Annotated in this window: 22 protein-coding genes and 1 tRNA gene; 9 read left to right on the forward strand and 14 right to left on the reverse strand. The window is 70.5% G+C overall.

The features are described 5' to 3' along the window. Positions 1-245 precede the first annotated feature (245 nt). Positions 246-319, reverse strand: a tRNA-Met gene (locus ACLQ2S_RS00180). A 452-nt stretch (positions 320-771) separates the two neighbouring features. Here ACLQ2S_RS00180 and ACLQ2S_RS00185 point away from each other — a divergent pair. Further along, positions 772-1,209 (forward strand): hypothetical protein, encoded by a 438-nt coding sequence (locus ACLQ2S_RS00185; protein WP_155214676.1) that lies wholly within the window; start codon positions 772-774, stop codon positions 1,207-1,209. Between the two features lie 82 nt (positions 1,210-1,291). On the opposite strand, the gene ACLQ2S_RS00190 is transcribed toward ACLQ2S_RS00185, so the two are convergent. Both ACLQ2S_RS00190 and ACLQ2S_RS00195 read right to left on the reverse strand, forming a co-directional pair. Beyond that, positions 1,292-4,300: a UPF0182 family protein gene (locus ACLQ2S_RS00190; protein ID WP_425700875.1), complete on the reverse strand. Its 3,009-nt coding sequence runs from the start codon at positions 4,298-4,300 to the stop codon at positions 1,292-1,294. Between the two features lie 101 nt (positions 4,301-4,401). Continuing rightward, positions 4,402-5,415 carry a YlbL family protein gene (locus ACLQ2S_RS00195; RefSeq protein ID WP_196222420.1) on the reverse strand — a complete coding sequence of 338 codons (1,014 nt, stop codon included), beginning with the start codon at positions 5,413-5,415 and terminating at the stop codon, positions 4,402-4,404. A gap of 115 nt (positions 5,416-5,530) precedes the next feature. Here ACLQ2S_RS00195 and ACLQ2S_RS00200 point away from each other — a divergent pair, with 115 nt between their 5' ends. Next, positions 5,531-6,829, forward strand: a complete 1,299-nt coding sequence (locus ACLQ2S_RS00200; protein ID WP_309222543.1) for a zinc-dependent metalloprotease — start codon at positions 5,531-5,533, stop codon at positions 6,827-6,829. 39 nt (positions 6,830-6,868) lie between these two features. On the opposite strand, the gene ACLQ2S_RS00205 is transcribed toward ACLQ2S_RS00200, so the two are convergent. Together ACLQ2S_RS00205 and ACLQ2S_RS00210 are read right to left on the reverse strand one after the other, a co-directional pair. Beyond that, on the reverse strand, positions 6,869-7,486 hold the full coding sequence (locus ACLQ2S_RS00205; RefSeq protein WP_425700876.1) for a hypothetical protein: 618 nt from the start codon (positions 7,484-7,486) through the stop codon (positions 6,869-6,871). Between the two features lie 32 nt (positions 7,487-7,518). Next, on the reverse strand, positions 7,519-8,040 hold the full coding sequence (locus tag ACLQ2S_RS00210; RefSeq protein ID WP_155214673.1) for a M48 metallopeptidase family protein: 522 nt from the start codon (positions 8,038-8,040) through the stop codon (positions 7,519-7,521). A 538-nt stretch (positions 8,041-8,578) separates the two neighbouring features. On the opposite strand from ACLQ2S_RS00210, the gene ACLQ2S_RS00215 reads away from it, so the two are divergent. The 3 genes from ACLQ2S_RS00215 to ACLQ2S_RS00225 all read left to right on the forward strand — a co-directional run bounded on the left by ACLQ2S_RS00215 (position 8,579) and on the right by ACLQ2S_RS00225 (position 11,381). Then, positions 8,579-8,746 carry a DUF5679 domain-containing protein gene (locus ACLQ2S_RS00215; RefSeq protein ID WP_012014940.1) on the forward strand — a complete coding sequence of 56 codons (168 nt, stop codon included), beginning with the start codon at positions 8,579-8,581 and terminating at the stop codon, positions 8,744-8,746. A gap of 191 nt (positions 8,747-8,937) precedes the next feature. Next, a complete protein-coding gene (locus tag ACLQ2S_RS00220; RefSeq protein WP_425700877.1) occupies positions 8,938-9,984 on the forward strand; it encodes a hypothetical protein in 1,047 nt (348 codons plus the stop codon). A gap of 68 nt (positions 9,985-10,052) precedes the next feature. Continuing rightward, positions 10,053-11,381 carry an ABC1 kinase family protein gene (locus ACLQ2S_RS00225; protein ID WP_309222542.1) on the forward strand — a complete coding sequence of 443 codons (1,329 nt, stop codon included), beginning with the start codon at positions 10,053-10,055 and terminating at the stop codon, positions 11,379-11,381. 300 nt (positions 11,382-11,681) lie between these two features. Here ACLQ2S_RS00225 and ACLQ2S_RS00230 read toward each other — a convergent pair whose 3' ends face one another. From ACLQ2S_RS00230 to ACLQ2S_RS00240, 3 genes are all read right to left on the reverse strand, one after another. Further along, complete coding sequence (locus tag ACLQ2S_RS00230; RefSeq protein ID WP_155214671.1) at positions 11,682-12,047, reverse strand: WhiB family transcriptional regulator; 366 nt, start codon at positions 12,045-12,047, stop codon at positions 11,682-11,684. A gap of 130 nt (positions 12,048-12,177) precedes the next feature. Further along, positions 12,178-12,462 carry a hypothetical protein gene (locus tag ACLQ2S_RS00235; RefSeq protein WP_155214670.1) on the reverse strand — a complete coding sequence of 95 codons (285 nt, stop codon included), beginning with the start codon at positions 12,460-12,462 and terminating at the stop codon, positions 12,178-12,180. A gap of 126 nt (positions 12,463-12,588) precedes the next feature. Continuing rightward, complete coding sequence (locus ACLQ2S_RS00240) at positions 12,589-14,754, reverse strand: ATP-dependent DNA helicase UvrD2 (protein WP_425700878.1); 2,166 nt, start codon at positions 14,752-14,754, stop codon at positions 12,589-12,591. 92 nt (positions 14,755-14,846) lie between these two features. On the opposite strand from ACLQ2S_RS00240, the gene ACLQ2S_RS00245 reads away from it, so the two are divergent. Next, entirely contained in the window at positions 14,847-15,089 is a 243-nt protein-coding gene (locus ACLQ2S_RS00245; RefSeq protein WP_155214669.1) for a mycoredoxin, read from the forward strand. 9 nt (positions 15,090-15,098) lie between these two features. Here ACLQ2S_RS00245 and ACLQ2S_RS00250 read toward each other — a convergent pair whose 3' ends face one another. Next, a complete protein-coding gene (locus ACLQ2S_RS00250; protein WP_425700879.1) occupies positions 15,099-16,427 on the reverse strand; it encodes an MFS transporter in 1,329 nt (442 codons plus the stop codon). A gap of 214 nt (positions 16,428-16,641) precedes the next feature. Between ACLQ2S_RS00250 and ACLQ2S_RS00255 the strand changes: the two genes are divergently transcribed. The 3 genes from ACLQ2S_RS00255 (at position 16,642) to ACLQ2S_RS00265 (ending at position 18,405) form a co-directional block, all read left to right on the forward strand. Continuing rightward, positions 16,642-17,622 carry a helix-turn-helix domain-containing protein gene (locus tag ACLQ2S_RS00255; RefSeq protein ID WP_425700880.1) on the forward strand — a complete coding sequence of 327 codons (981 nt, stop codon included), beginning with the start codon at positions 16,642-16,644 and terminating at the stop codon, positions 17,620-17,622. 67 nt (positions 17,623-17,689) lie between these two features. Further along, the gene (locus ACLQ2S_RS00260) at positions 17,690-17,926 is read left to right on the forward strand and encodes a DUF397 domain-containing protein (RefSeq protein WP_155214666.1); all 237 of its coding nucleotides are present in this window, start codon (positions 17,690-17,692) and stop codon (positions 17,924-17,926) included. A 206-nt stretch (positions 17,927-18,132) separates the two neighbouring features. After that, positions 18,133-18,405, forward strand: a complete 273-nt coding sequence (locus ACLQ2S_RS00265) for a hypothetical protein (RefSeq protein ID WP_155214665.1) — start codon at positions 18,133-18,135, stop codon at positions 18,403-18,405. Between the two features lie 131 nt (positions 18,406-18,536). Here ACLQ2S_RS00265 and nudC read toward each other — a convergent pair whose 3' ends face one another. From nudC to ACLQ2S_RS00290, 5 genes are all read right to left on the reverse strand, one after another. After that, positions 18,537-19,490 (reverse strand): NAD(+) diphosphatase, encoded by a 954-nt coding sequence (gene nudC, locus ACLQ2S_RS00270; RefSeq protein ID WP_309222539.1) that lies wholly within the window; start codon positions 19,488-19,490, stop codon positions 18,537-18,539. 55 nt (positions 19,491-19,545) lie between these two features. After that, positions 19,546-20,883 carry a M16 family metallopeptidase gene (locus ACLQ2S_RS00275; protein ID WP_425700881.1) on the reverse strand — a complete coding sequence of 446 codons (1,338 nt, stop codon included), beginning with the start codon at positions 20,881-20,883 and terminating at the stop codon, positions 19,546-19,548. Positions 20,884-21,001: 118 nt separating this feature from the next. After that, complete coding sequence (locus ACLQ2S_RS00280; protein WP_425700882.1) at positions 21,002-22,312, reverse strand: M16 family metallopeptidase; 1,311 nt, start codon at positions 22,310-22,312, stop codon at positions 21,002-21,004. A gap of 98 nt (positions 22,313-22,410) precedes the next feature. Next, positions 22,411-22,593, reverse strand: a complete 183-nt coding sequence (locus ACLQ2S_RS00285; RefSeq protein ID WP_155214664.1) for a hypothetical protein — start codon at positions 22,591-22,593, stop codon at positions 22,411-22,413. A gap of 279 nt (positions 22,594-22,872) precedes the next feature. Then, positions 22,873-23,076 (reverse strand): cold-shock protein, encoded by a 204-nt coding sequence (locus ACLQ2S_RS00290; protein ID WP_155214663.1) that lies wholly within the window; start codon positions 23,074-23,076, stop codon positions 22,873-22,875. Between the last annotated feature and the right edge of the window lie 128 nt (positions 23,077-23,204).

Below are 23,204 nucleotides of genomic sequence, written 5' to 3' on the forward strand. Positions count from 1 at the left end.
GCGGGGACAGGATTTGAACCTGCGACCTCTGGGTTATGAGCCCAGCGAGCTACCGAGCTGCTCCACCCCGCGTCGGTACGATCACTCTACCCCATCGCGTACGTCCTCGCCCGCCCACCCCGATGCCCGCCGCCCCACCTTCGGCACCCTGTCGTTCACCGGGCGGCACTGGTCGGGGCGGCGGGAACGGAACGTCCGGGATACGAAAGAGACCCAGGCGATCGCCTGGGTCTCTTTCGTCACAGTAGCGGGGACAGGATTTGAACCTGCGACCTCTGGGTTATGAGCCCAGCGAGCTACCGAGCTGCTCCACCCCGCGTCGGTAGATCCACCGTAGCGCACCACCCCCGGTGACCGCAAAACGGCCCGCGACACGGCTCCCGCCGCGCCGGCCCGCCTTCCGGCCGCGACGTCGAAACCGACCCGGGCGGACACCACGGCCACGACCACCGATGCGCGAATCACAACCGGACGGCCACCATCGACCTTGACACACATCGATCAGATAACTACGTTGAATCGAAAGCCAGAGGTGGGCGAAATTGTTTCGCCCACAAGCGGGGGAAGCTTTCTGGCTAGCTTTCTGCGCTGCATGATGCCCGGTCCGCACTCATCGAACACATCGGTCGAGCAGACCCTATCAAGTTACGACGGTGCCTCATTTCAGCAGGTCATGCCCAGCGAGGGACGTGTACGGCCGCTCGCTCCCTTCCTATCGGGCACCCCGGCGAACACGCAGCAACGCCGTCGAAAACGGGGAAGGAAAACACGTTGAAGGCAGCGTTCAACAATTACCGATCACCGCTGAGGTTCATCGCGGCTCTCCTGACCGCATTGGCGATCACATTTTCCGGCAGCCCGGCAACCGCCGGACCCGCAGCCGGCCCCGACCGGATTCCGCCACTGATCGCGCAGCGGGCGAAGCTGGTGGAGAGCAGCGCAGCCGCCGGGTCCATCGGGACGCTCGGCTGCCAGTCCACGTCCGCGATGTTCCAGATCGATTTCGCCAACGGTTGGTCCCAGGGCATCACCTGCTCCGGGACCCACGACATCTACCAACAGGCAGTTCGGTTCAAGGCCGGCGGATGGTCCGGCATCGTCTACTACGGCACCAGTTCCACGTGGGCCTTCTGCGACTGGGAGAACTGGGATTTCCCCTACTACGCCCGCTACGTGGTGCTGTACCCCACCAAGGCTTCCTGGTGCTGACCTGAGGGTGACACGACACAAATGAACGGTGGGTCCCCGGTTCGTGACGAACCGAGGACCCACCGTTTCACGTCACCGGCCGTCAGCCGCCGGGGGACTCGGTTGCCCCGCCGCTCGGGGTGGCACCGGGGTTGGCCGCTGTCTGTGCCTGCTGGAAGGCGGTGAGCGCCTCGTCCAGCGCGGCCAACGCGCGACCGTACCGCTCGAAGTCGCCGGACGCCTGCGCCGCACGTACCTCGGTGATCGCGGCCCGGACCCGGTCGGCGGCGGCACCGAGCTCACCGGTCGCCGGCGGTGCGTCACCCGGGGTCGGGGTGGCCGACGGTGAGGCCGACGGTTCCCCGCCCTGCTCCGGCGGCTCCTCGCCCTGCGTCGGGGGCGGCGGCGGATTACCGGCCGCCGCCTGCTTGCCCTGCTCGACGAGCTGCTTGATGCCGTCGGCCACGCTGTCGGCCAGCACGACGTAGGAACCGCCGTCGCCGTACGACATCAGCACCTTCTGCAGCAGCGGGTACGCGTCCTGCTGGTTGCTCTTGACGTAGACCGGCTCGACGTACAGCATCCCGTTGCCGAAGGGCAGCGAGAGCAGGTTGCCGTACTGCACCTGGGCCTGGTTCGAGGAGAGCAGGTTCAACTGCTGCCGGATGTTGGCGTTGGTGTTGGTCATCCGCTGGTGCACCTGCACCGGCCCGGAGACCGCCGTCTGGTCCGGCAACTCCAACACCTGCAACGTCGGCTTGCCGTCCTGGTACGACCCGGAGATCAGGGCGGCCAGGTTCTGCCGACCGTTCGGGGTGACCGCGCTGGTCAGCTGGAAACGCGGCGCGTCCTGCCCCGGGAACTGCGTGTAGAGGTAGTACGGCGGCTGCTTCTGCCCGCTGTCCGGCGCGTCCGGCACGTTCGGCACCTGCCAGAAGTCCTGGCCGGAGTAGAAGTCGCCGGGGTTGGTGACATGGAACCGGGTCAGCAGGTTGCGCTGCACCTTGAACAGGTCGGCCGGGTACCGGAAGTGGTCGACCAGCGCCTGGGGGATCTCGGCTCGCGGCTTGATCAGGTCACCGCCGAACGCCTTGTTCCACGCCTTGAGCACCGGGTCGTTCTCGTCGAACTCGTACAGGACGACAGTGCCGTCGTACGCGTCGACGGTCGCCTTCACCGAGTTGCGGATGTAGTTGACGTTCTCCCGGGCCAGCTGGATGGTGCCCCGGCCGGTCAGCTCGTCGGTGGTCTCCTGCTGGAGGTTGACCCGCTCCGCGTACGGGTAGGTCGCGGCGGTGGTGTAACCGTCGACGATCCACTGCACCCGCCCGTCGACCAGGGCGGGGTACGGGTCACCGTCCAGGGTGAGGAACGGCGCGACCTTCTCCACCCGGTCCCGGGGGTTACGTACGTAGAGCAGCTTGGAGTTCTCGTTGACCGCCTCGGAGAGCAGGAAGTTGGCCTCCTGCTCCTTGATCGCGTAGAGCAGGCGGCGGGTGAACGAGCCGATCTCGACGCCACCGGAACCGGTGTAGGTGTAGTACGACTCCGACCCCTCGCCGCCCTCGCCGGCCGGGCGGTCGAACTCGGCCGGGTTGGCGTTCTCGTTCGGCTTGCCGACGATCGCGTAGTCGCCGTCCGACATCCGCTCGCCGTAGTAGATCCGGGGCTGGCTCGCCGGGATCAGGTCGGTGGGCGAGGCGCACGACTCCTGCGAACGCTCGCCGAGCGAACCGGAGACGAAGAACGGCTGGCCACCGCAGACGACCCGGTTGGCGGGCGCGGCCACCACGCCGTAGCCGTGGGTGTAGACGGTGTGCCGGTTGATCCAGTTGCTCTGCTGCGCGGTCAGCTCGCCGTAGTTGATTTCACGTACGCCGACCACGTAGTCCTGGGTCGCGCCGTCGAGCGTGTACCTGTCGATGTCGAGCTTCGGCCCGAAGTCGTAGAAGCCACGGACCTGCTGAAGCTGGGTGTAGGTCTCGCTGACCAACTGCGGGTCGAGCAACCGGATGTTCGGCACCACCGAGGTGTCGGTGGCCAGGCTCTCCGGCGGGTTCAGGTTGTTGGCCGGGTACGCCGAACTCTCGGCGATGTCCAACCCGAACGACGCGCGGGTGGCCTCGATGCTGCGCTGGATGTAGGGCGCTTCCTTGTCCCGGGCGCTGGGCTTGACCTCGAAGGTCTGCACCGCCCACGGGTAGATGCCGCCGATCGCCACCGCGGAGACACCGAGCAGGGCCAGCGAGATGCCCGGCCAGACCAGGTTGCGCATCCAGGCGTTGGAGAACACGATGATCGCGATCGCCACCACCACGGAGATGTACGCGAGGATCTCCTTGGCCGGCAGCAGTGCGTTGATGTCGGCGTAGCCGGCGCCGTACACCCCCACGCCGTCGTTGTACTCCAGCAGCATCGCCCGCCGGTCCAGCACGTACGCGACGGCCTTCAACAGGACGAAGACCGCCACCAGCGAACTCAGATGGGCGCGGGCCGCGTTGCTCATCCGGTCACCGACGCCTTGCAGGCGTACCCCGCCGAAGAGGTAGTGCACGGCCAGCGCACCGATCAACGCCAGGACCACCGCGGTGAACGCGAGCCCCAGCAGGAACCGCCAGAACGGCAGCTGGAAGACGTAGAAGCCGACGTCGACGCCGAACTCCGGATCGTCGACGCCGAAGTCACCACCGTGCAGGAAGAGCAGCCACTGGTTCCAACGGCTCTGCGCGGACAGGCCCGCGAACAGACCGACGACGGCGGCGGCCACCGCGATCCACAGACCCAGCCGGGGGCCGAGCAGCATCCGGTACCGCTCCAGGGTGGCCTGTTCCGGCGAGTGCGGTCGCATCCGGGGGCGCAGCCGTTGCGCGAGCCAGAGGTTCCCGCCGACGATCGCCGCCATGGCCAGGCCCGCCGCCAGGAAGAGCAGCAACCGGGTGACCAGCACACCCCGGAAGACCTCGGTGTAGTCGACCTCGGAGAACCAGAGCCAGTCCGTCCAGGCCTGCACTCCCCAGCCCAACAGGGTGAACAGTACGAACACCCCGATCAGGACCCCGATCGTGACGCGTCCGCGTCGGCTCATCCTCGGCAGGGGGCTGCTGCTACGCATGACCACTGTTGGCTCCGCACGCTCGTTATGATCGGCTCCGACCAGGCACCCAGAGTACGGGGTGTTCCTGAAAGCGTGAGCGCAAGGTCATGCCGCGCGGCTCAGCAGTACGCGGGCTCGCCCCCGGAACGGAGCTTCTCCAGCGCGTCCAGCGCCTCGTCGAGCGATCCCACCTTCACCAACGGTAGGTCCGGCTGCCGGTTACGGACCGCCTCGGCGCAGTTGGCCGCCGGCACCAGGAACACGGTGGCACCGGCCTGCTTCGCGCCGACCAGCTTCTGTGGGATCCCGCCGATCGGGCCGACCTGACCGGCGTCGTCGATGGTGCCGGTGCCGGCGATGATCCGGCCGCCGGTCAGATCGTCCGGGGTCAGTTTGTCGATGATGCCCAGGGCGAACATGAGACCCGCGCTGGGGCCACCGATGTCCTTCAGGTCGATGGAGAGGGTGAACGGATGCGGCTGCTGCTGCTCGATCTCGATCCCGATCCGGGGGCGGCCGTCCTGCTCCTGGCTGGTGATGGTGTCGGTCCGCGCGGTGCCGTCGCGGGTGTACCCGATCCGCAGCGCCGTGCCCGCCGGCTTGGACCGGATGAGTTCGGTCAGCCGGGAGGCGAGCGGGACCGGTTCACCGTCGACCGACGTCACCACGTCACCGGGGCGCAGCACCGAGGCCGCCGGCCCGTCGTCGGCCACCGTCCTGACCACCACCTGCACCTCGTACCCGAGTTTGCGCAGTGCCGCGGTCTCCGCGCTGGTCTGCGAGACCTGGAAGTCCTCGGCGTTGCGCTGCTCCACCTCCTCCTGGCTCTCCCCCGGCGGGTAGACCAGCTCACGCGGCACCACCGCCTGCTCGTCGGAGAGCCAGCCCTGGATGGCGGAGCGGAGCTTGACGCCGGGCTGCACGCCCACCGTCGTCAACCGCAGTTGACCCTCGGAGGTCGAGGTCTCCCGGCCGGTGACCTGGATGACCTCCTTGCCGTCCTCCCGGCCCAGGGTGTCGACGGTCGGGCCGGGACCGAGCACCACGTACGGGACGGGCGCGCCGAGCACCCCGATGCTGAGCAGTGCGGTGAGCAGAGCACCGAGCAGAACGGTCATGCCGCGACGTCTCATGCGGCAGAGCGTACCGATCCCGGCCACGGCTCCCGGTCGGCACGACGCACGACTTCGCCCTCAGCGCAACCACGGTGGCGGCGACCTCGGGCGTCACGCGCGTACCGTAGACGTCGTGCCTGATATTCCGTTCGGTTTCGCGCTACCGGGTGGGCAGCCGCCCGACCCCAACGACCCCGCGCAGATGCAGCAGTTCATGTCGCAGTTGCAGCACCTGCTCTCCGCGTCGGGCAGCGGGCCGGTCAACTGGGACCTGGCCCGTCAGGTGGCGGCCAGTCAGCTCGCCGGTGCGGGCGACCCGGCGGTCTCGCCCCACGAGCGTCACGCGGTCGAGGAGGCCCTGCGCATCGCCGACCTCTGGCTGGAGCCGGCCTCCGCGCTGCCCTCGGGCATCCGCGCCACGGTGTCCTGGAACCGCAACGAGTGGATCTTCAAGACGCTGGACGTCTGGCGCAAACTGTGTGATCCGGTGGCCAGCCGGATGGTCGGCGCGATGGGCGACCTGGTCCCACCGGAGGCCCGAGCCCAGCTCGGCCCGATGCAGTCGATGGTGGCCACCCTCGGTGGCGCGCTCTTCGGTGGCCAACTCGGCCAGGCACTCGGGTCACTCGCCGCGGAGGTGCTCTCGGCCGGCGACATCGGCCTGCCGCTCGGACCGGCCGGCACGGCCGCACTCATCCCGGCCAACATCAAGGCGTACGGCGAGGGCCTGGAGCTGCCCGAGGACGAGGTCCGCCTCTACGTGGCCCTCCGCGAGGCGGCGCACCAGCGACTCTTCGAGCACGTTCCGTGGCTGCGCGGGCACGTCCTCAACGCCGTCGAGACGTACGCCGCAGGCATCCGGGTGAACCGGGAGGCGATCGAGGAGGCGATGGGCCGGGTCGACCCGACCGACCCGGAGTCGATGCAGGCGATCGCTCTGGAGGGCATCTTCACTCCGGAGGACAGCCCGACGCAGAAGGCGTCGCTGGCCCGCCTGGAAACCGCCCTCGCCCTGGTGGAGGGTTGGGTCTGCCACGTGGTCGACGGCGCGGCGGCCGGGCGGCTGCCGAACGTCGTGGCGCTGGGCGAGGCGTTCCGTCGCCGCCGGGCGGCCGGCGGACCGGCCGAGCAGACCTTCGCGGCCCTGGTCGGGCTGGAGTTGCGGCCCCGTCGGCTGCGCGAGGCCGCGGCGCTCTGGGCGGCGCTCACCGAGCACCGGGGAATCGCCGGGCGGGACGCGCTGTGGGGCCACCCCGACCTGCTTCCCTCCGACGACGATTTCGCCGACCCGGTGGCCTTCGCCATGGCGGACACGGATCTGATGGCCGAGTTGGAGAGCTTCGACTTCTCCGCGCCGGGCGGCCCCGAGGAGAAGGCCCCGGGCGAGCGGGACCGCCGCGACGACACCGAGGACGGCGAGGACCGTCCCTGACCACCGGCTGGTCGCCGTCACGCTGCCGGCGTGACGGCGTCAGCCGCTGCGATCGGCGCCGGACAGCAGCGACCGGGTGTGCTCCCACCCGTCCAGCGCCGGATCGAGCCGGGCCAGGTCAGCCGGGCCGCGCAGCCGGTGCCAGGAGGGCGTCACCGCCAGGTCGCCGGGGCGAGGAGCCGCTGCCCGGATGGCCGCGGGCACGGTGGCGTCCATGTCCAGCGGCGGCAGCCAGGACGGTACGGGCAGCCGGGCCGCCACCCCGAGCAGTCCGGGCAGACCACCCTCGGCCGGGGCGACCGCCACCGGCCGGCTGGACAGCGGACGCAGCAGCTTGCCCACGGTGAGTCCGGGCAGGTCGGGCGCGTCGCCCGCGACGACCGCCACCTGTTCGTAGCGGTCGGTCGTGGTCAGGGCGGCGAACACGGCGTTCGGGGTCGGCTCGGGCACCTCGTACACGGCCGTCTGGGGCCAGATCACCGCATCGGCCAGCCAGCGGTCCGCCCGGGTGACCGCCACCGCCGTATCCACCTCGTTGAGCATGGCGAGCAGGTCCACCACGTCCTCGGCGAGCGCGGTGCGCCAGTCTGTCGGGTCGACGCCGGGCGGTGCCCAGGCGACCGGTGCGAGCAGCGCCACCACCACACGTCGGGCCATCCACCGACCCTACCGCCGTCGCGTCGGTGCGCTCAGGGGGTGCCGGCCACGGCCGCCACGCCCTCCAGGTAACCGCGTGCCCGTTCGGTCTTCGGGTACCTGCCGACCAGCGCCCAGAACTGCGCGTTGTGACTGGCCACGATGAGGTGGACCAGTTCGTGCAGCAGCACGTAGTCGATCACCCAGTCCGGCATCTCCTGGATCCGGTGCGACAGCCGGATCGAACGGTCCGCCGGGGTGCAGGAGCCCCACCGGCCGTTCTGGTTGCTCACCCAGCGGACGCTGGCCGGCAGGGCCTGGTTGCCGTACTCGGCGAGATAGAGCTTGATCAGCCGGCCGGCACGGGCCAGCAGTTCGGCGTCGGAGCGGACCAGGCGTCCCTCGCGGGCGGCCAGCCTGGCGAGCATCCGGTCGACCCACTCGCTCTCCTCGGCCCGGGAGAACTGGTCCGGGATGAGGACGACGACCCGCTCCCCGTCGCGGTAGGCGGACACCGTGCGTCGCCGACGCTGGCTGCGCCGTACCTCGACGACCGGCTTCCGCGGCCCAGCCATCAGTGGACCGCGCAGCCTCGGTTTGCTGTCACGTTGGCAAGCTAATGCGTTGTGACCAGGGCTCCGCAAGGGTCAACTCCCCGACACGCGCCCGGAAAATGGGGATTGGTCGCCAGGAGTCCCGAAAAATTTCTGCCCAGAAGCGGTACGGTCCGTCACGGTCACCCTTCGTGGTGGCCGGCGAGGCGTCACACCGGGACCACCCACCACGGTAAGTGATCATCACGATGGGCCCCGATTCGGGGTCCTCAACCCGGTCGCAGCGGCACCACCAGCGCAATTGCGGGATACCGGTCGGCGTGTCCCCGCCAAACTGACTGATCTGACCCAATTGGGCGTGCACACTCTCGACGTCGCCTTGCTCACAGTGGCAAAGCGCAGCTGACATGGAACCACCCACACCTGGGTAGGGTCCGCCAACCAGTGGCCACGTAGGTGGTCACTGGACAGGACCCGGCGCCGGGCGCTCTGAGCGACCGCCACCGGGAGACCCACCGGGCCGTTTATCGACCGGTGGACGACACGAGGAGGGCACACCGTGGCCGACCAGGCCCAGACCTACAACGGTTACTGCGTCAAGTGCAAGGAGAAGCGGGACTTCGAGGGCCGCGTCGAGGTCTCGAAGACCGGCATGAACATGGCCAAGGGCAAGTGTCCGGTATGTGGCACAACAGTGAACCGCATCCTGGGCAAGGCGAAGGTCTGACCTACGCGTACCGGACGGGGGTGGCGACAACGCCACCCCCGTCGACGCGCGTGATTACTGTCGGACCGCCGACTCCGCTACTCGCGGGTTGTGGATAACTCGCCGAATCCTGTGGACAGCCCTGGGTCTAAGGCTGGCCACCTGTGGACAACGATCCACGGAAAGCATGGACGCGGTCACTATTCGTGCCCATGACGCGATCCATCCAGCGCCCGCCGTCTCCCCGCCCCCGGTTGCTACCCGGGCTGGCCCGCCTCTGGCGTGACCGGCACACCCTCCAGCTCGGCCTCGGCCGAGAGCGTGCGGTCCTGGTCGAAGTGGCCGACCCCCGAGCGGCCCGGCTGCTCGACCTGCTCGACGGCGCCCACAGCGAGCGGCAGGTGCTGGCCGGGACGGCCGTGCGCCCGGAACTCGCCCGCGCCCTGCTCGACGCCCTCCGCGCCGCCGGCCTGGTGGTGCCCGCGCACACCCTCCTACCCCGGGATCTCACCGGAGCACGACGGACCCGGCTGCGGGCCGAGGCCGACGCGTTGGCGCTGACCACCGCCCGGTTGCCGGGCACCCCCGCCCAGGTGCTCCGACGCCGCCTGGCCGCCCGGGTGACCATCACCGGCAGCGGCCCGCTCGGCCCCGCCATCGCGGTCGCGCTCGCCCAGGCGGGTGTCGGTCACGTTCATCCCGACCTGCCCGGATCGGTTCGCCCCATCGACCTCGTCGGCACCGGCATTCCCGCGACCGAGGTCGGGCGGCCACTCGACGGCGCGGCCCGAGCGGCGATCCAGCGGGCCGCTCCGGGCACCGGCACCGGTCCACTCCGCCGACCACGACCCGACCTGGTCGTGCAGCTCGGCACCGACCGGCCGGCCGCGCTGCTGGCCGCCAGCCACGCGCAACGGAGACAACCGCACCTGTTGGTGGACGTCCGGGAGGGTGTCCCGACGATCGGGCCCCTGGTCCGCCCGCCGGTCGGCCCCTGCCTGCACTGCCTCGACCTGCACCGGGCCGACCGGGATCCGGGCTGGCCGGCGCTCGCCGCGCAACTCGCCGGTGCCCAACCCGCTGCGGCCTGCGCCGCGAGTCTCCTGCTGACCGCGACCGGGTACGCCGTCGGCGAGGCGCTGAGCCAGCTCGACGGAGGCACTCCCGAGACCCTCGGCGGGTCTGTCGAGGTGGTGGCTGCCGGCAGCCTGCGGCGACGCTACTGGCCGCCACATCCGCGCTGCCGATGTGGCGGTTGACGACCGCACCGGCGGCGGGTGCGGCTGCACGGCAGCAATGGGCTGGCCGAGTCGGTAACAATGACCAAGTGACCGACATCCCGCGCCGGGCCGTGTCCCGGACCGCCAAGCTCGCCGCTCTGCCGCTCGGCTTCGCCGGCCGGACCGTCCTCGGCATGGGAAAGCGCGTCACCGGGCTCGCCTCCGACGTGATCTCCGCCGAGATCCAGCAACGCACCGCCGAGCAGTTGTTCAGCGTCCTGGGCCAGCTCAAGGGCGGGGCGATGAAGTTCGGTCAGGCGCTGTCGGTGTTCGAGGCCGCCCTGCCGGAGGAGATCGCCGCGCCCTACCGACAGGCGCTGACGAAACTCCAGGAGGCAGCGCCGCCGCTGCCCGCCGCCAGCGTGCACAAGGTGCTGGCCGAGCAGTTGGGGCCGGCCTGGCGAGACCGGTTCGTCAGCTTCGACGACTCCCCGGCTGCGGCGGCCAGCATCGGGCAGGTGCACCGGGCCGTGTGGCGGCTGCCGGACGGCACCGGACGCGACGCCGCCGTGAAGATCCAGTATCCGGGTGCCGGCGATGCCCTGCTCGCCGACCTCAAACAGCTCTCCCGGCTGGGCGGCATGTTCCGGGCCATCCAGCCCGGGTTGGACATCAAGCCACTTCTGGCCGAGCTGCGGGAACGGATCACCGAGGAGTTGGACTACGAGTTGGAGGCGGAGTCCCAGCGGGCCTTCGCCACCGGGTACGTCGACGACCCGGAGATCTACATTCCGGAGGTCTTCCACGCCTCACCCCGGGTGTTGGTCACCGAATGGATCGCGGGCACCCCGCTGGCCGACATCATCCGGTCCGGCAGCGAGGAGCAGCGCGACGAGGCGGGCCGGCTGATGGCCACCCTCCACCTGTCCGCGCCCGCCCGGGCCGGGCTGCTGCACGCCGACCCGCATCCGGGTAACTTCCGGCTGCTACCCGACGGCCGACTCGGTGTCATCGACTTCGGAGCGGTGGCCCGGATGCCGGAGGGCACACCGGAACCGATCGGTCGCATCGCCGGGCTGGCCCTGCGCGGCGACGCCGACGAGGTGGTGGCCGGGCTGCGGGCCGAGGGTTTCGTCAGCACCGACGAGCCGATCGACGCGCAGGCGCTGCTGGAATTCCTGCGTCCGATGTTGGAGCCGATCGCCGCCGACGAGTTCCGGTTCACCCGGGCCTGGCTGCGCGCCGAAGCCACCCGGCTGGCCAACCCGCGCTCCCCGGCGTACCAGCTCAGCCGGCAACTCAACCTGCCGCCGTCCTACCTGCTCATCCACCGGGTGACGCTCGGGTCGATCGGGGTGCTGTGCCAACTGGAGGCCAAGGCCCCCTATCGAGGCATCCTGGAACGCTGGCTGCCGGGATTCGCCGCCGTCAGCTGACCCCGTACGAAATGCGGCGGGCGGGGACCGATCGGTCCCCGCCCGCCGTCTGCGGTGTGGTCCTACAGAACGCCCAGTTCGCGAGCTGACCGGGCGCGGCCGGCCATGGCGACGGTACGGGCGGATCGGGTTGCCTCAGTGCTCGTGGTGCTGCGACCGGCCTGAGGCCGGAGCATTCGAGCCCTGGACAACGCTTCTTGAAGTAGGTACATGTCGGCTCCGTTCGAAAGGGACAGCATCGTGGTCAGCTTTCTCTCGGCCGGTACGACACCGGCGGGGTTGATCCGAATCGGGAACATGTCAGGCAGCCAGCCGGACCGCGTTGCGCGACGTGGCGAGGCCATTGGCCGCCAGTCGTGCCTCCGCCTCGACCCGCAACTCGGCGTCTCGGGCAAGGTCCTCCTTGCGCGGGCGGCCACGGGGCCGCTTGCGCGGAACGACCGCGCCACGCTCGAAGATCTCGCCGCCCCAGACGCCCCACGGCTCGGCTCGCTCGACCGCGCCGGCCAGGCACTCGACGCGCAGCGGGCAGTCCCCGCAGAGCGACTTGGCCAGTTCCAGCTCGGTGGGCGAGTCGGAGAACCACAGGTCGGGGTCGAACTTCCGGCAGGGCAGGTTCGCCTCCACCTCGACGCTCACGTCGAGCGGGGCCAACGCCAGACTCATCGCCCGGTCACCTCTCTCTCACTGCGATCCCCCGTGGATCGCTGTTGACGAACTTCGGCGGTGCAAAAACTGAGGCCGCGGATCCCGGTATGCGGGTTCCGCGGCCTCGAGGTGAGCCGGTGGTCTGTGATCAGACCGGTCTACCTCGAGGTGGAACACCGCGGACGTCCATCCGCTTGTTGACGCCATCGACGCCCTTGCCCGTGAAGACACTGCTCCCCTGGAGCCCGTTCGCAGTCGGTGCGAGAGTCAGCTCGGCCTGAATCTCGGCCCGGTGCACCTGCGGAGCCCACGGTCGCGGGGCGACGGTGGTGGCCCGGACTTCCGCCAGCGCAGCGACGGCCGTCGGGGCAGCCGACAGCGAAGCGACGGCAACGGGCAGCGCCGTCGGACGCTGGTAGATGTAGCTCTCCATCGGTGCCACCTCCTTGACGTTCACTCGTGGTCGACCCGGACACAAACCCCGTGAGCAGCCCGAACAGGGCCACCTTGCGAGGTGTGCCATGAGGCTATGCCTGCTTGCGGGGCGAGGGCAAACGAATTAACGGTCAGATTCAGAACTTTTCTGTGGGCAGATTTCGTCGACCGCCGCGCCCCCCACCAACGCCAGCACCGCCTCCCCGTACAGGCCGAGCTTGCGCGGCCCGATGCCGGCGATGGCGACCAGTTCCTCGGCCCGGCCCGGCCTCCGTTCGGCCAGGGCCACGAGCGTCGCGTCGGTGAAGACCACGTACGCGGGCACCTTCTGCGCCCCGGCCATCCGGGACCGCCATTCGCGCAGCCGCTCGTGCAGCTCGTCGTCGATGTCGGAGGGGCAGGTGGCACACCGGCCCAGCTTCCGGTCCGGCCCGGAGAGCAGGGTCGTGCCGCAGATCCGGCAGGAGACGATCCGGGTGGCGGCACGCCGCTGCGCGGTCCGTGCCGGCCGCCCCCCGCCGGCCCGCTCCGTCGCCGAGGTGGGTGCCAGCTGCGGCAGGAAACGACACGGCCGGCGCGCTCGGCCACCCGGCGAACGGGCCGACGCGTACGACAGCCAGAGCCACTGCCGCGCCCGGGTGATGCCGACGTAGAGCAGGCGGCGTTCCTCCTCGACCTGCTCGGTGGTGCGCGCGTACGTGGTGGGCAGGGTGCCCTCGGCCAGGCCGACCAGGAAGACGGCGTCCCACTCCAGCCCCTTGGCGGAGTGCAGGGAGGCCAGGGTCACCCCCTCCACGGTCGGTACGTGCTGCTGGGCCGCCCGCCGGGCCAACTCCTCGGTGAAGTCGGTCAGGGTGGCCGGGCGCTCCACCGTGGCGGCCACCCCGAGCGGCAGGAGCTCCGGGGTGGCCGCGTACTCCTCGGCGAGCTGCACCAGCGCGGCCAGCGCCTCCCACCGCTCGCGGGCGGCGCCGCCGGGCGGCGGCGCGTCCGGTGCCCAGCCGACGCCGGCCAGTGCCTCGACCACCGCCGCCGGCAGTGGCATCTCACCGGGTAGGGACCGGGTCGCCGCCCGCAACGCGACCATCGCCTGCCGGACCTCGGCGCGCTCGAAGAACCGCTCCGCCCCCTGGACCAGGTACGGCACGCCCACCTCGGCGAGCGCCTTCTCGTACGCCTCGGACTGGGCGTTGGTGCGGAACAGCACGGCGATCTCGCGGGCCGGGGTGCCGGCGTCGATCAACGCGCGGCAGCGGGCGGCCACGGCGGCGGCCTCGGCCGGCTCGTCGGTGAAAATCCGCCGCTCCGGTTCCGGACCGGCCGGACGCTGCCCGACCAACTCCAGGCGCAGCCGCGCCTCGGTGCCCCGCGCCTGCGAGATGACCGCGTTGGCGAGCCCCACCACCTGGGGTGTCGAACGGTAGTCCCGGACCAGCCGGACCACGGTGGCCGACCGGTAGCGCCGGGGGAAGTCGACCAGGTATGCCGAGGTGGCGCCGGTGAACGAGTAGATGGTCTGGGAGGCGTCGCCGACCACGGTCAGGTCGTCACGTCCGCCGAGCCAGGCGTCGAGCAGCCGCTGCTGCAACGGGTTGACGTCCTGGTACTCGTCCACGACGAGGTGTCGGTACTGGTTGCGGACCTGTTCGGCGACGTCCGGATGTTCCTCGATCCCCCACACCGCGGCCCGCAGCACGTCCTCGAAGTCGATTACACCTCCGGTGCGCTTGAGCTTCTCGTACGCGGCGAACACCTGCGCCACCTTCGCCGGCTCGTGTGTGGTCTCCCGCAGCCCCTTGGCCGCGGTCACCACGTACTCGCTCGGCTCTACCAGGGAGGACTTGGCCCACTCGATCTCACCGGCGAGGTCGCGGGCGGCCGTCCGGTCGGCCCGCAGACCGGCTCGCGCGGCCGCGAGGGTGACCAACCTGACCTTGCTGTCCAGCAACTCGGGCATGGCCCGGCCGTCGAGCAGCCGGGGCGCGAAGTACCGCACCTGACGCAGCGCCGCCGCATGGAAGGTGCGTGCCTGTACGCCGGCCACACCGGCCGCGGCGAGCCGTTGGCGCAGTTCGGCGGCGGCGCGGGCGGTGAAGGTGACCGCCAGCACATGCCGGGCCGATATCTCACCGGTCAGCGCCCGGTACGCGATCCGGGAGGTGACCGCCCGGGTCTTCCCGGTGCCCGCTCCGGCGAGCACACAGACCGGGCCGGCCGGGGCGGTCACCGCCGCGCGTTGCTCCGGATCGAGCCCGGCCAGCACGCGATCGGCTGCGGAGTTAACCACCACAGCGGGGAATTGTCGCAGCTTCCCCTGATGTTGCAGCGGATAGCCCGTGCTTGATCGGCAAGCCACCGGGCGTGACGTTGGAGGATCTGACCATGCTGACGATGTATTCCACCCCCTGGTGCGGCTACTGCCACCGGTTGAAGTCGCAGCTCGACCGGGAGGGGATCGCCTACGAGGTGGTCGACATCGAGCAGGATCCGGCGGCTGCCACGTTCGTGATGCAGGTCAACGGCGGTAACCAGACGGTGCCCACGCTGCGCTTCGCCGACGGCAGCGCGCTGACCAACCCGTCGATCAACCAGGTCAAGCAGCACCTGGCGAGTCTCGCCGTCTGACCCACACGATCATGATGTCGTCGCCTCGGGTAGCCGTCCACCCGAGGCGACGACGTCGTGGTCGGCCACGCCGGGGCCGGAGCGCTGGGTGGGGATCCGGGGGCGTGTCGCCGGTCCGGACGGCGGGCTCAGGTGACGGCCGCGCCAGAGGTGGTTGCCGGCGAGCAGGGTGACCAGACCGACCGCCACGAACACCAGCCGGTAGTCGAGCAGGGCGACGATCAGCGCGCCCATGCCGATCGAGACCGCCTGCGGGAACCTGACCACCGCCTCGGCGGCGGCGGCGACCCGGCCGAGCAGTTCCGCCGGGGTCCGCCGCTGGATCAGGGTGTGCAGCCCGACCATCGACAACGGCAGTGACAGGCCCGCCATCAGCACCGCGACGAGGCCGAGCCACAGATTCGGGTACGCCAGCAGCAGCGCGGCAGGTCCGAAGAGCGCCACCCCGAGGGCCAGGGTGCCCAGCTCACCGACCCGACGCAGCACGGCCGCCGAGAACAGCCCACCCACCAGACCGCCGATGCCCTGCGTGGTGAAGAGCACGCTCACGAAGGCCGGATCCCGCCCGAGCCCTCGGTCCACGTACGCGAAGATCAGCGTCTCGGTGAAGCCCATCACCAGCGAACCGAGGCCGTACCCGAGCAACGCCCGCCGCAGCGCCGGCTCGCCCGCCAGGTGGCGGAGTCCGGCGATCAGTTCCTCCGGCCAGCGGAGTCGGGCGGTGGCCGTCGCGGCCGGCGACTCGCGTGGCCCGGCCGGCAGCTCGCTGGGCCCGGGGAGCGTCCGAGGCGTACCGACCACCACGGCGGCGAGCAGGAATCCGACAATCCCCACCACGACCAGCAGCCATCCGCCGAGCGCCAGATAGAGACCGGCACCGGCGAGCGGGCCGATCAACCGCAGTCCCTGCCGAGCCGTCTGCAACGCCCCGTTCGCCTCACCGAGCAGGTCCGGCGGCACCAGTTCCCGCACCAGGCGGCTGAGCACCGTACCGATGGTCAGGTTCGACAACCCGTACGACGCGGCCACCGCGTACAGGATCCACATGTCGCCCGCGTCGCGGACCGCGAACAGCGGGGTGAGCAGCAACGCCGTCGCGAGGTTGGTGATCACGAAGAGGGGACGGCCGGGATACCTGTCGACGAACCATCCGACCAGCGGCGCGAGCATCCGTGGCGCGAGGATCGCGAAGATCGTGGCACCGGCGAGCCCATCCGATCCGGTCAGGTCCTTCACCCAGACGGCGAGCGCCAGCAACAGGATCGACTCCGCGGTCATGCTGGCCAGCAGTCCACCGAAGAGCAGGCGGAAGTCCGGGCGACTCAGGACGGTGCGCATTGATCCTCCGGGGGCGCGACACGGGGTGGGTGGAATCGGCGGAGCCGGCGACGCGGATCGCGCCGACCGGAGTGGCTGTCGGGTCTGCGTACTTCTGGGGACACGCCCTCCGCCGGTACCTCCGACGCCGGTCGCGACGTCCATACTGGCCGTGGGGGGCGAATTTCATACAGTTACCGTCGCGTCCGCGGCGGTCGACGGAAAAGAGGACACTGTGCCTCCTGCCACACCCAGCCCGATCCTGCGCCGCCGCCGACTCGGCGTTGAGCTGCGCCGACTGCGCGAGGCCGCCGGGCTCACCGGCGACCAGGTCATCGAACGCGTCGGCTGGGCTTCCGCGTCCAAACTGTCCCGCCTGGAGAACGGTCGCAGCCGACCCGACCCGGGTGACGTCCGGGATCTGCTCGACCTGTACCGCGTCGACGACGCTGTCCGGGCGGAGTTGCTCAGCATCACCCAGGAGGCCGGTGACATGCGTGGGTGGCTGAAGCGATATCCGGCGATGACCCAACAACAGCGCGGCTTCGCCGAGTTGGAGGCGGGTTGCGCGGAGATCTCCGAGTACAACCCGGTGCTGGTGCCGGGGCTGTTGCAGACCACCGGGTACGCCCGGATGCGGATCTCCTCCGCCTGGCAGGTCGACCAGGCCGCTGGCGTCCCGGAGGCCGACAACGAGATCGAAACCGAGATCAAGGCCCGGTTGGCGCGCCAGTCGGCACTCACCCGGGAAACCGATCCGCCCCGCTACACGGCGGTGCTGGAGGAGTCCGCGCTCGGTCGCCGGGCCGGGCCCCCCGAGGTGCTCCGGGAACAGTTGGCGCAGCTCTGCGAGCTGGCCCTACTGCCGAACGTCACGCTGCACGTGCTTCCCCGGGACGCCCCGATCGGCCAGTGGTACCTCCCGCCGACCGCGTTCTCGCTCTATCGCTTCGCCGATCCCCACGATCCGGAAACGCTCGCGATCGAAGGTGGCTTCACCGACGTCATGTCGACCGATGCAATCACCATAAATCGCTATAAAGTGGTGTTCGAGTGGCTCTGCACGGCGGCACTCTCCGCATCGGACACCCTCTCCTGGCTGATGGAGTCGTCGGGACAGCTGTCCGCCGCGGCGACCCCGCCCACTGTGGCGGGTGGTCCGGCAACGGCGCCGGCTCAACGCCGCAGAGCCTCCGGGCGCCTGACGGAACGGTGACCACCACCGGTCACCGTCGGGACGTGCGGTGCCACTCGTTCCATCGGTTCACCACAGGAGCGCAACGATGAACGAGTTCCGCAACACGACAGCCGTCCTCGCCCAGCTCGCGGACGCACCCTGGCGCACCAGTACCCGCAGCCAGACCTCCAACTGCGTGGAGGTCGCACCGCTGTCCGACGGTCCCGCCGCAGTGGCGCTGCGCGACAGCAAGGACCGTGGTGGCCCGGTGCTGCTGTTCGGTCGGGCCGGCTGGCAGACCTTCATCTCCGGTGCCAGGAACGGGGAGTTCGGCACGCCCTGACACCCGGGCGTCCAAACGGGCCGTCGGCTGTCGAGCCGGCGGCCCTGTCGTCGTCCGACAACCCCTGAGCAGGGATCGGATGATCGGTCGAGCCTGTACGCCAATGGGCGCGTTTCACTTGCTGGGACGCGGGGCGGGCGTACGATGACGTCCGTGACGTGGAACTTCCACGGTTCCACCCCGTCGCGACACATCCGGAGACCCCCATGCGGTTCCTGATCGTTCGCACCGAGATACGCGCCGCCGCCGACACCGACATCACCGCCGCCTGGGCCGGAGGTCGACGGTTGCGAGACGAGACCGCCCGGCCCGAGCCACGTCGCCAGGTCGTCCACGCCGACGACCGCGACGCCGCACTGCTGCTGGCCCGCGCCATCGCCACCGTGGGCGCCGTACGCTCCGGCAAGCAACGGGTCAAGGTGCTGCCGCTGGACGAGACCCGCCACCGGCGGGCCGCCCCCGGACGGCCCGGCACCTGATCCACCCCACGTCCGTCGTGGTCGACCGGCTCCCCCGCCGAGTTCCTCACCCAGCCGACCACGACGGCCGGTGTCCCCGGTCCGTGACCGCCGCGGCAACGACGGTCACGGACCGGGGCCGAACCGTTCCGTCAGGAACTGCGTTCCAGCCAGCGCTGCACCAGAAACAGCGCGATCGACGAGGGCGGAGGCAGCAGCAGCCGGGCGTCGCCCACCTCGACCGGTCGACCGGCCAGCGCCGCCTCGATCTCCTGCCGAGAGAACCAGCGCGCCTCGGCGATCTCGACCGGGTCGGTCCGCAGCGGTTGCGCCGAATCGGCGGTGGCCAGGAAACCGAGCATCAGCGAACCGGGAAACGGCCAGGCCTGGCTGCCCGCGTACGTGATGTCGGAAACCTCGACGCCGACCTCCTCGCGGACCTCGCGCAGCACCGCGGCCTCGGCCGACTCCCCCGGCTCCAGGTAGCCGGCGAGACAGGAGAACCGCCGGACGCCCTTCTTGCTGGGCCAGGTGGCGTTGTTGCCGAGCAGGCACCGGCCCTCGCCGCCGTCGACCCCGTCGTGCACAAGCACGATCATCGCCGGATCGGTACGCGGCCACACCCGCTCGCCGGTACTGTCCACCCGGGTCCAGCCGGCCTCGTCCGCCCGGGTCGGCTCCCCGGTGACCGGGTGGTAGAGGTGCCGCAGATGCCAGTTGGTCAACGCCAACGCGGTGGTGAACAGCCCGGCGTCCCGGTCGCTGAGCAGATGCCCGACCTCCCGCAGGTGAGCCGGTCGGGTCTGCGCAGTCACCGGTAACGCGCTGTGCACGCAGAAGACCGGCACCCCGTCCGGCTCGACGCCGAGGAACATCGCGCCCGAGGCGAGTGCCGGTGGCAGGGCGTCGGCGGTCACCAGCACCAACTCCGGCGCGGCGGTGTCGGTACGCACCAGCGCCCGCCCACCCGTCTCGACGTCCAGGACCAGCACCCGCGCCCCGGCCCAAGCCTGCGCCAACCACTGCGGGTCGGTACGCCGGTGCGCCGCACGGTCCAGCGTGGAGCGGGCCAGCGGCGGGGTGTTCTCCACGCCCCCGCTCACCACGGTGCTCCCCCGCGACGCCAGGCCGCGCGGGTGCCCACCGGACGACGGTGCCGCCTCAACACGGGACAGGAGCGGTTTCGATCGGGGCCAGCGTGGCCAGCGATGCGGCAACCCGCTCGGCGTCACCGAGCACCACCGTGACCGCTCGTGCCGGGGCGAGATAACGGGCCGCCACCTCGGTGATGTCGTCGACGCTCACCTTGGTCAGCCGGGCCGCGTGCTCGGCCAGGTAGTCCAGCCGCAGCCCGTTGCCGGCGTACGCGCTGACCAACGACGCCAGCCCGGCCTGGGTGGAGATGCCGAGTTGGAGCGTGCCGAGGGCGTACTGCCTGGCCTGCTCCAACTCGTCCGCATCGGGCGGCACGGTGGCGATCCGGCCCAGCTCGTAGATCGTTTCCACCAGGGCCGGTGCCGTCACCTCGGTGGCCACCTCGGCGGCGGCCACCAGCACCGAGCCGGAGACCGAATGCTCGATCAGCGAGTGCGGCCCGTACGTGTAGCCCTTGTCCTCCCGGATGTTCTCCACCCAGCGGGAGGAGAAGTAGCCGCCGAAGATCAGGTTGGCCAGCTGCAACGCCGCGTGGTCAGGATGCGTACGCGGCACCGCCGGCAACGCCACCCGCATCGACGACTGCACCGAACCCGGCCGGTCGACCAGCAACAACGGCCCCGGTGCCAGCGGCGGGATGGGCGGCACCCGGGCCTCGTGCCCGGCGCCGCTCCAGTCGCCGAGAGCCTTCTCGGCCGCGTCCAGCGCCCGCTCCGGACGCAGGTCGCCGACCAGCACGAGCACCGCGCCCGCCGGATGCACCCGCTGGGCGTGCAGCGACCGCAACGCCGCCGGGCGTACGGCCCGGACCTGCTCCGGCTCCGGTGTCTGCGTGGCGTACGGGTGTTTGCCGAAGATCCGCCGGAGCAACGCCGTCCGGGCCTGGTGCGCCGGTTGGCTCCGCGCGACCTCTATCCCGTCGACGAGCCGATCCCGCTCGACGCCCACCCAATCGGTCGGGTAGGTGGCACCGGTGAGGACCTCCGCGAGGATCTCCAGCATCCGGTCCAGCCCGGTGGCCAGACCGGTGCCGGAGAGCATCAGCCGGTCCGGGTCGAGCCCTGCGGAGAGCCCACCGCCGATCTTCTGCAACTCGGCGGCGATCTGCACACTGCTCATCGTCTCCGTACCGGAGAGCAACGTCTGCGTGAGCAGATGACTCCGGGCCAGGTTGACCCGCCCGAAGGGCATCCAGAGCCGCAGCTCCACCAGCGGGACCGCAGGCCGGCGGACCACGATGACGGTAAGCCCGTTGGCGAGCGTGCGCTCGGCCTGCCGGGGCAGCTTGAGCCGCCGGGTCGGACCCAGCGGCGGCAGCGGTCGACGCTGCGCGGTCGCGGTCAACGGAACCCACCCTTCGTTCGCGACTGCGGGGCTCGCAAGACCGGCTCACTCCTCGCGCTCACCGAGCCGTCCTTCGTTCGCGACTGCGGGGCTCGCAAAACCGGCTCACTCCTCGCGCTCACCGGCCACCGCCGGGGATGACTTCGACGGAGGCGCGGCGTTCCGGGCGCAGGGTGGCCGCGGCGGCCCGGACCTGCTCCTCGGTGACCGCGCCGAGCAGGCTGGGCAGCTCGCCGAGCAAGCCCGGCTCGCCGCGCTGCTGCTCCAACACCGCCATCCGCAGCGCCCGGCCGAGCACCGCGTCGGTCTCGCGGAGCAGGTGGGTCGCCATCCGCGCCTGGGTGCGAGTCAGTTCGCCGTCTTCGAGCCCGCCCTGGGCGAGCCGGTCCAACTCCTCGTCGAGGACCCGCAGCACCTTGTCGGCATCGCCGCCGGGCGGCAGATGCGCCTGGACGACCAGCGCGGTCGGGTCGCGTACGTCGAACGGGTCACCCATGACGCCCAGGTAGCCACCGATGCTGGTCACCACCCGGTCCCGGTGCACCAGCCGCCCCACCAGTCGCGAGGCGTCACCGTCGGTGAGTACCTCGGCCAGCACCACGTACGGCAGGTAGGCGGCGAAGTCGTCGATCGGGTCGGGCACCCGCCACGCCGACGCCACCGCCGGCAGCGGAGCCAACTGGTCGGTGTACGCGGAACGGCGCTCGGCGGTCAGGTCCGGCTCGTCGAAGTCCGGCCGGTCAGGTGCCGGGCGGGCCGGCACGTCACCGAAATGCCGCTCGATCAGCGTCACGGCCTCGGCGGTGTCGATGTCCCCACTGACCGCCAGCACCGCGTTGCCGCTGGCGTAGTAGCGCCGGAAGAAGTCGGCGGCGTCGGCGACGGTGGCCGACTCCAGATCGTCGAAGGAGCCGTATCCGTCGTGCGCGTTGGGGAAGGTGTCGAACAGCACCGGTGGCAGGGTCAACCAGGGAAAACCGCCGTACGGCCGGTTGAGCACGTTGACCCGGATCTCCTCCTTGACCACGTCGACCTGGTTGCGCAGGTTCTCCTCGGTCAGGCGGGGGCCGCGCATCCGGTCGGCCTCCAGAAACAGCGCCCGCTCCAGGGCGTTGCTCGGCAGGGTCTCGAAGTAGTCGGTGTAGTCCAGGTGGGTGGAACCGTTGAAGGTGCCACCGGCGCCCTGCACGTGCCGGAAGTGGGCGAGCTTCTCCAGGTTCTCCGAGCCCTGGAACATCAGGTGCTCGAAGAGGTGCGCGAAGCCGGTACGCCCCTGCGGTTCGGACCGGATGCCGACGTCGTAGACGACCGCCACCCCGATGACCGGGGCGCTGCGATCGGGGGTCAGCACGACCCGGAGGCCGTTGTCGAGGGTGAGCCGTTCGACCGGATACCTCGTCGCTGGAATTCTCGCTCTACGGGTCGGCACGGATCCGACCCTAACGTCTCAGCGTGCCCACCGGTGCCTACGCGACGAAGCACACGGCGACCGGTCCGGTACGACGGCCGGCCGACGAACTCGTCCGGTCAGCCCGACGCGCTGCCGGAGTGCTCGGTCGGTGCCGGTCGTTGGAGGTCCACCAGCCCGGACGGAGCGGGGCCGCCCGGTTCGACCGGCCAGGGAGTGAAGGCCACGACCGTGGCCAGCAGCAGTCCGACTGCCGCCACCGCGATCACCAGGAGCAGCTCACGCGCTGCCGTACCCACCATCGTCGCCCTCTCCCCCTGCCGAACCCGAGCCCCCGGCTCGTTCCCCCCGGCAGTCAGGATTTCGAACTGGGTCCAGGATGACTGTCGCCCACCCGACGCTCGGAATGCTGATTGCCGACTCAGGATTGCGGTCCTGGTCGGAGCTAGAACGCGGGAGCGGACCGGCCGGTGACGGCGGCCACGCAGCCGGCCAGCGTCCGCTGGGAAAGACCGACGGCCGGGCCGCCACCAGTGCGCGATTGCACGGGGCGACCCGGCCGATAACCGGGTGACCGGAGGTCAGACCGGACGGATGTTCTCCGCCTGCGGGCCCTTCTGGCCCTGCACGACCTCGAACTCGACCCGCTGGTTCTCGTCGAGGCTGCGGTAGCCGGAGGTCTGGATTGCCGAGAAGTGGGCGAAGACGTCCGCGCCGCCGCCGTCCGGGGTGATGAAGCCGAAGCCCTTGTCAGCGTTGAACCACTTGACGGTGCCAATAGCCATGCTTGTTTCGTCTCCTTGACGGAACGTCAACCCCACACTTGTTGCGGAGTTGAGGAGGAATGTTTCGGACGAACCTGCCCGAAACGCCTGTCGCTGCTGGTCGCCCCGCCCGGAGATGTCCGGACATA

This window comes from Micromonospora sp. DT48 (assembly GCF_049844495.1).
Classification (GTDB): Bacteria; Actinomycetota; Actinomycetes; order Mycobacteriales; family Micromonosporaceae; genus Micromonospora.

Bases quoted from the DNA above. Each gene is read 5' to 3' on its own strand.
- ACLQ2S_RS00290 (WP_155214663.1), bottom strand. From the start codon at position 23,076: ATGGCTATTGGCACCGTCAAGTGGTTCAACGCTGACAAGGGCTTCGGC.
- ACLQ2S_RS00235 (WP_155214670.1), bottom strand. From the start codon at position 12,462: ATGGAGAGCTACATCTACCAGCGTCCGACGGCGCTGCCCGTTGCCGTC.
- ACLQ2S_RS00230 (WP_155214671.1), bottom strand. From the start codon at position 12,047: ATGAGTCTGGCGTTGGCCCCGCTCGACGTGAGCGTCGAGGTGGAGGCG.
- ACLQ2S_RS00260 (WP_155214666.1), top strand. From the start codon at position 17,690: ATGAACGAGTTCCGCAACACGACAGCCGTCCTCGCCCAGCTCGCGGAC.
- ACLQ2S_RS00220 (WP_425700877.1), top strand. From the start codon at position 8,938: ATGACGCGATCCATCCAGCGCCCGCCGTCTCCCCGCCCCCGGTTGCTA.
- ACLQ2S_RS00195 (WP_196222420.1), bottom strand. From the start codon at position 5,415: ATGAGACGTCGCGGCATGACCGTTCTGCTCGGTGCTCTGCTCACCGCA.
- ACLQ2S_RS00265 (WP_155214665.1), top strand. From the start codon at position 18,133: ATGCGGTTCCTGATCGTTCGCACCGAGATACGCGCCGCCGCCGACACC.
- ACLQ2S_RS00250 (WP_425700879.1), bottom strand. From the start codon at position 16,427: ATGCGCACCGTCCTGAGTCGCCCGGACTTCCGCCTGCTCTTCGGTGGA.
- ACLQ2S_RS00190 (WP_425700875.1), bottom strand. From the start codon at position 4,300: ATGCGTAGCAGCAGCCCCCTGCCGAGGATGAGCCGACGCGGACGCGTC.
- ACLQ2S_RS00245 (WP_155214669.1), top strand. From the start codon at position 14,847: ATGCTGACGATGTATTCCACCCCCTGGTGCGGCTACTGCCACCGGTTG.
- ACLQ2S_RS00285 (WP_155214664.1), bottom strand. From the start codon at position 22,593: ATGGTGGGTACGGCAGCGCGTGAGCTGCTCCTGGTGATCGCGGTGGCG.
- ACLQ2S_RS00210 (WP_155214673.1), bottom strand. From the start codon at position 8,040: ATGGCTGGGCCGCGGAAGCCGGTCGTCGAGGTACGGCGCAGCCAGCGT.
- ACLQ2S_RS00205 (WP_425700876.1), bottom strand. From the start codon at position 7,486: ATGGCCCGACGTGTGGTGGTGGCGCTGCTCGCACCGGTCGCCTGGGCA.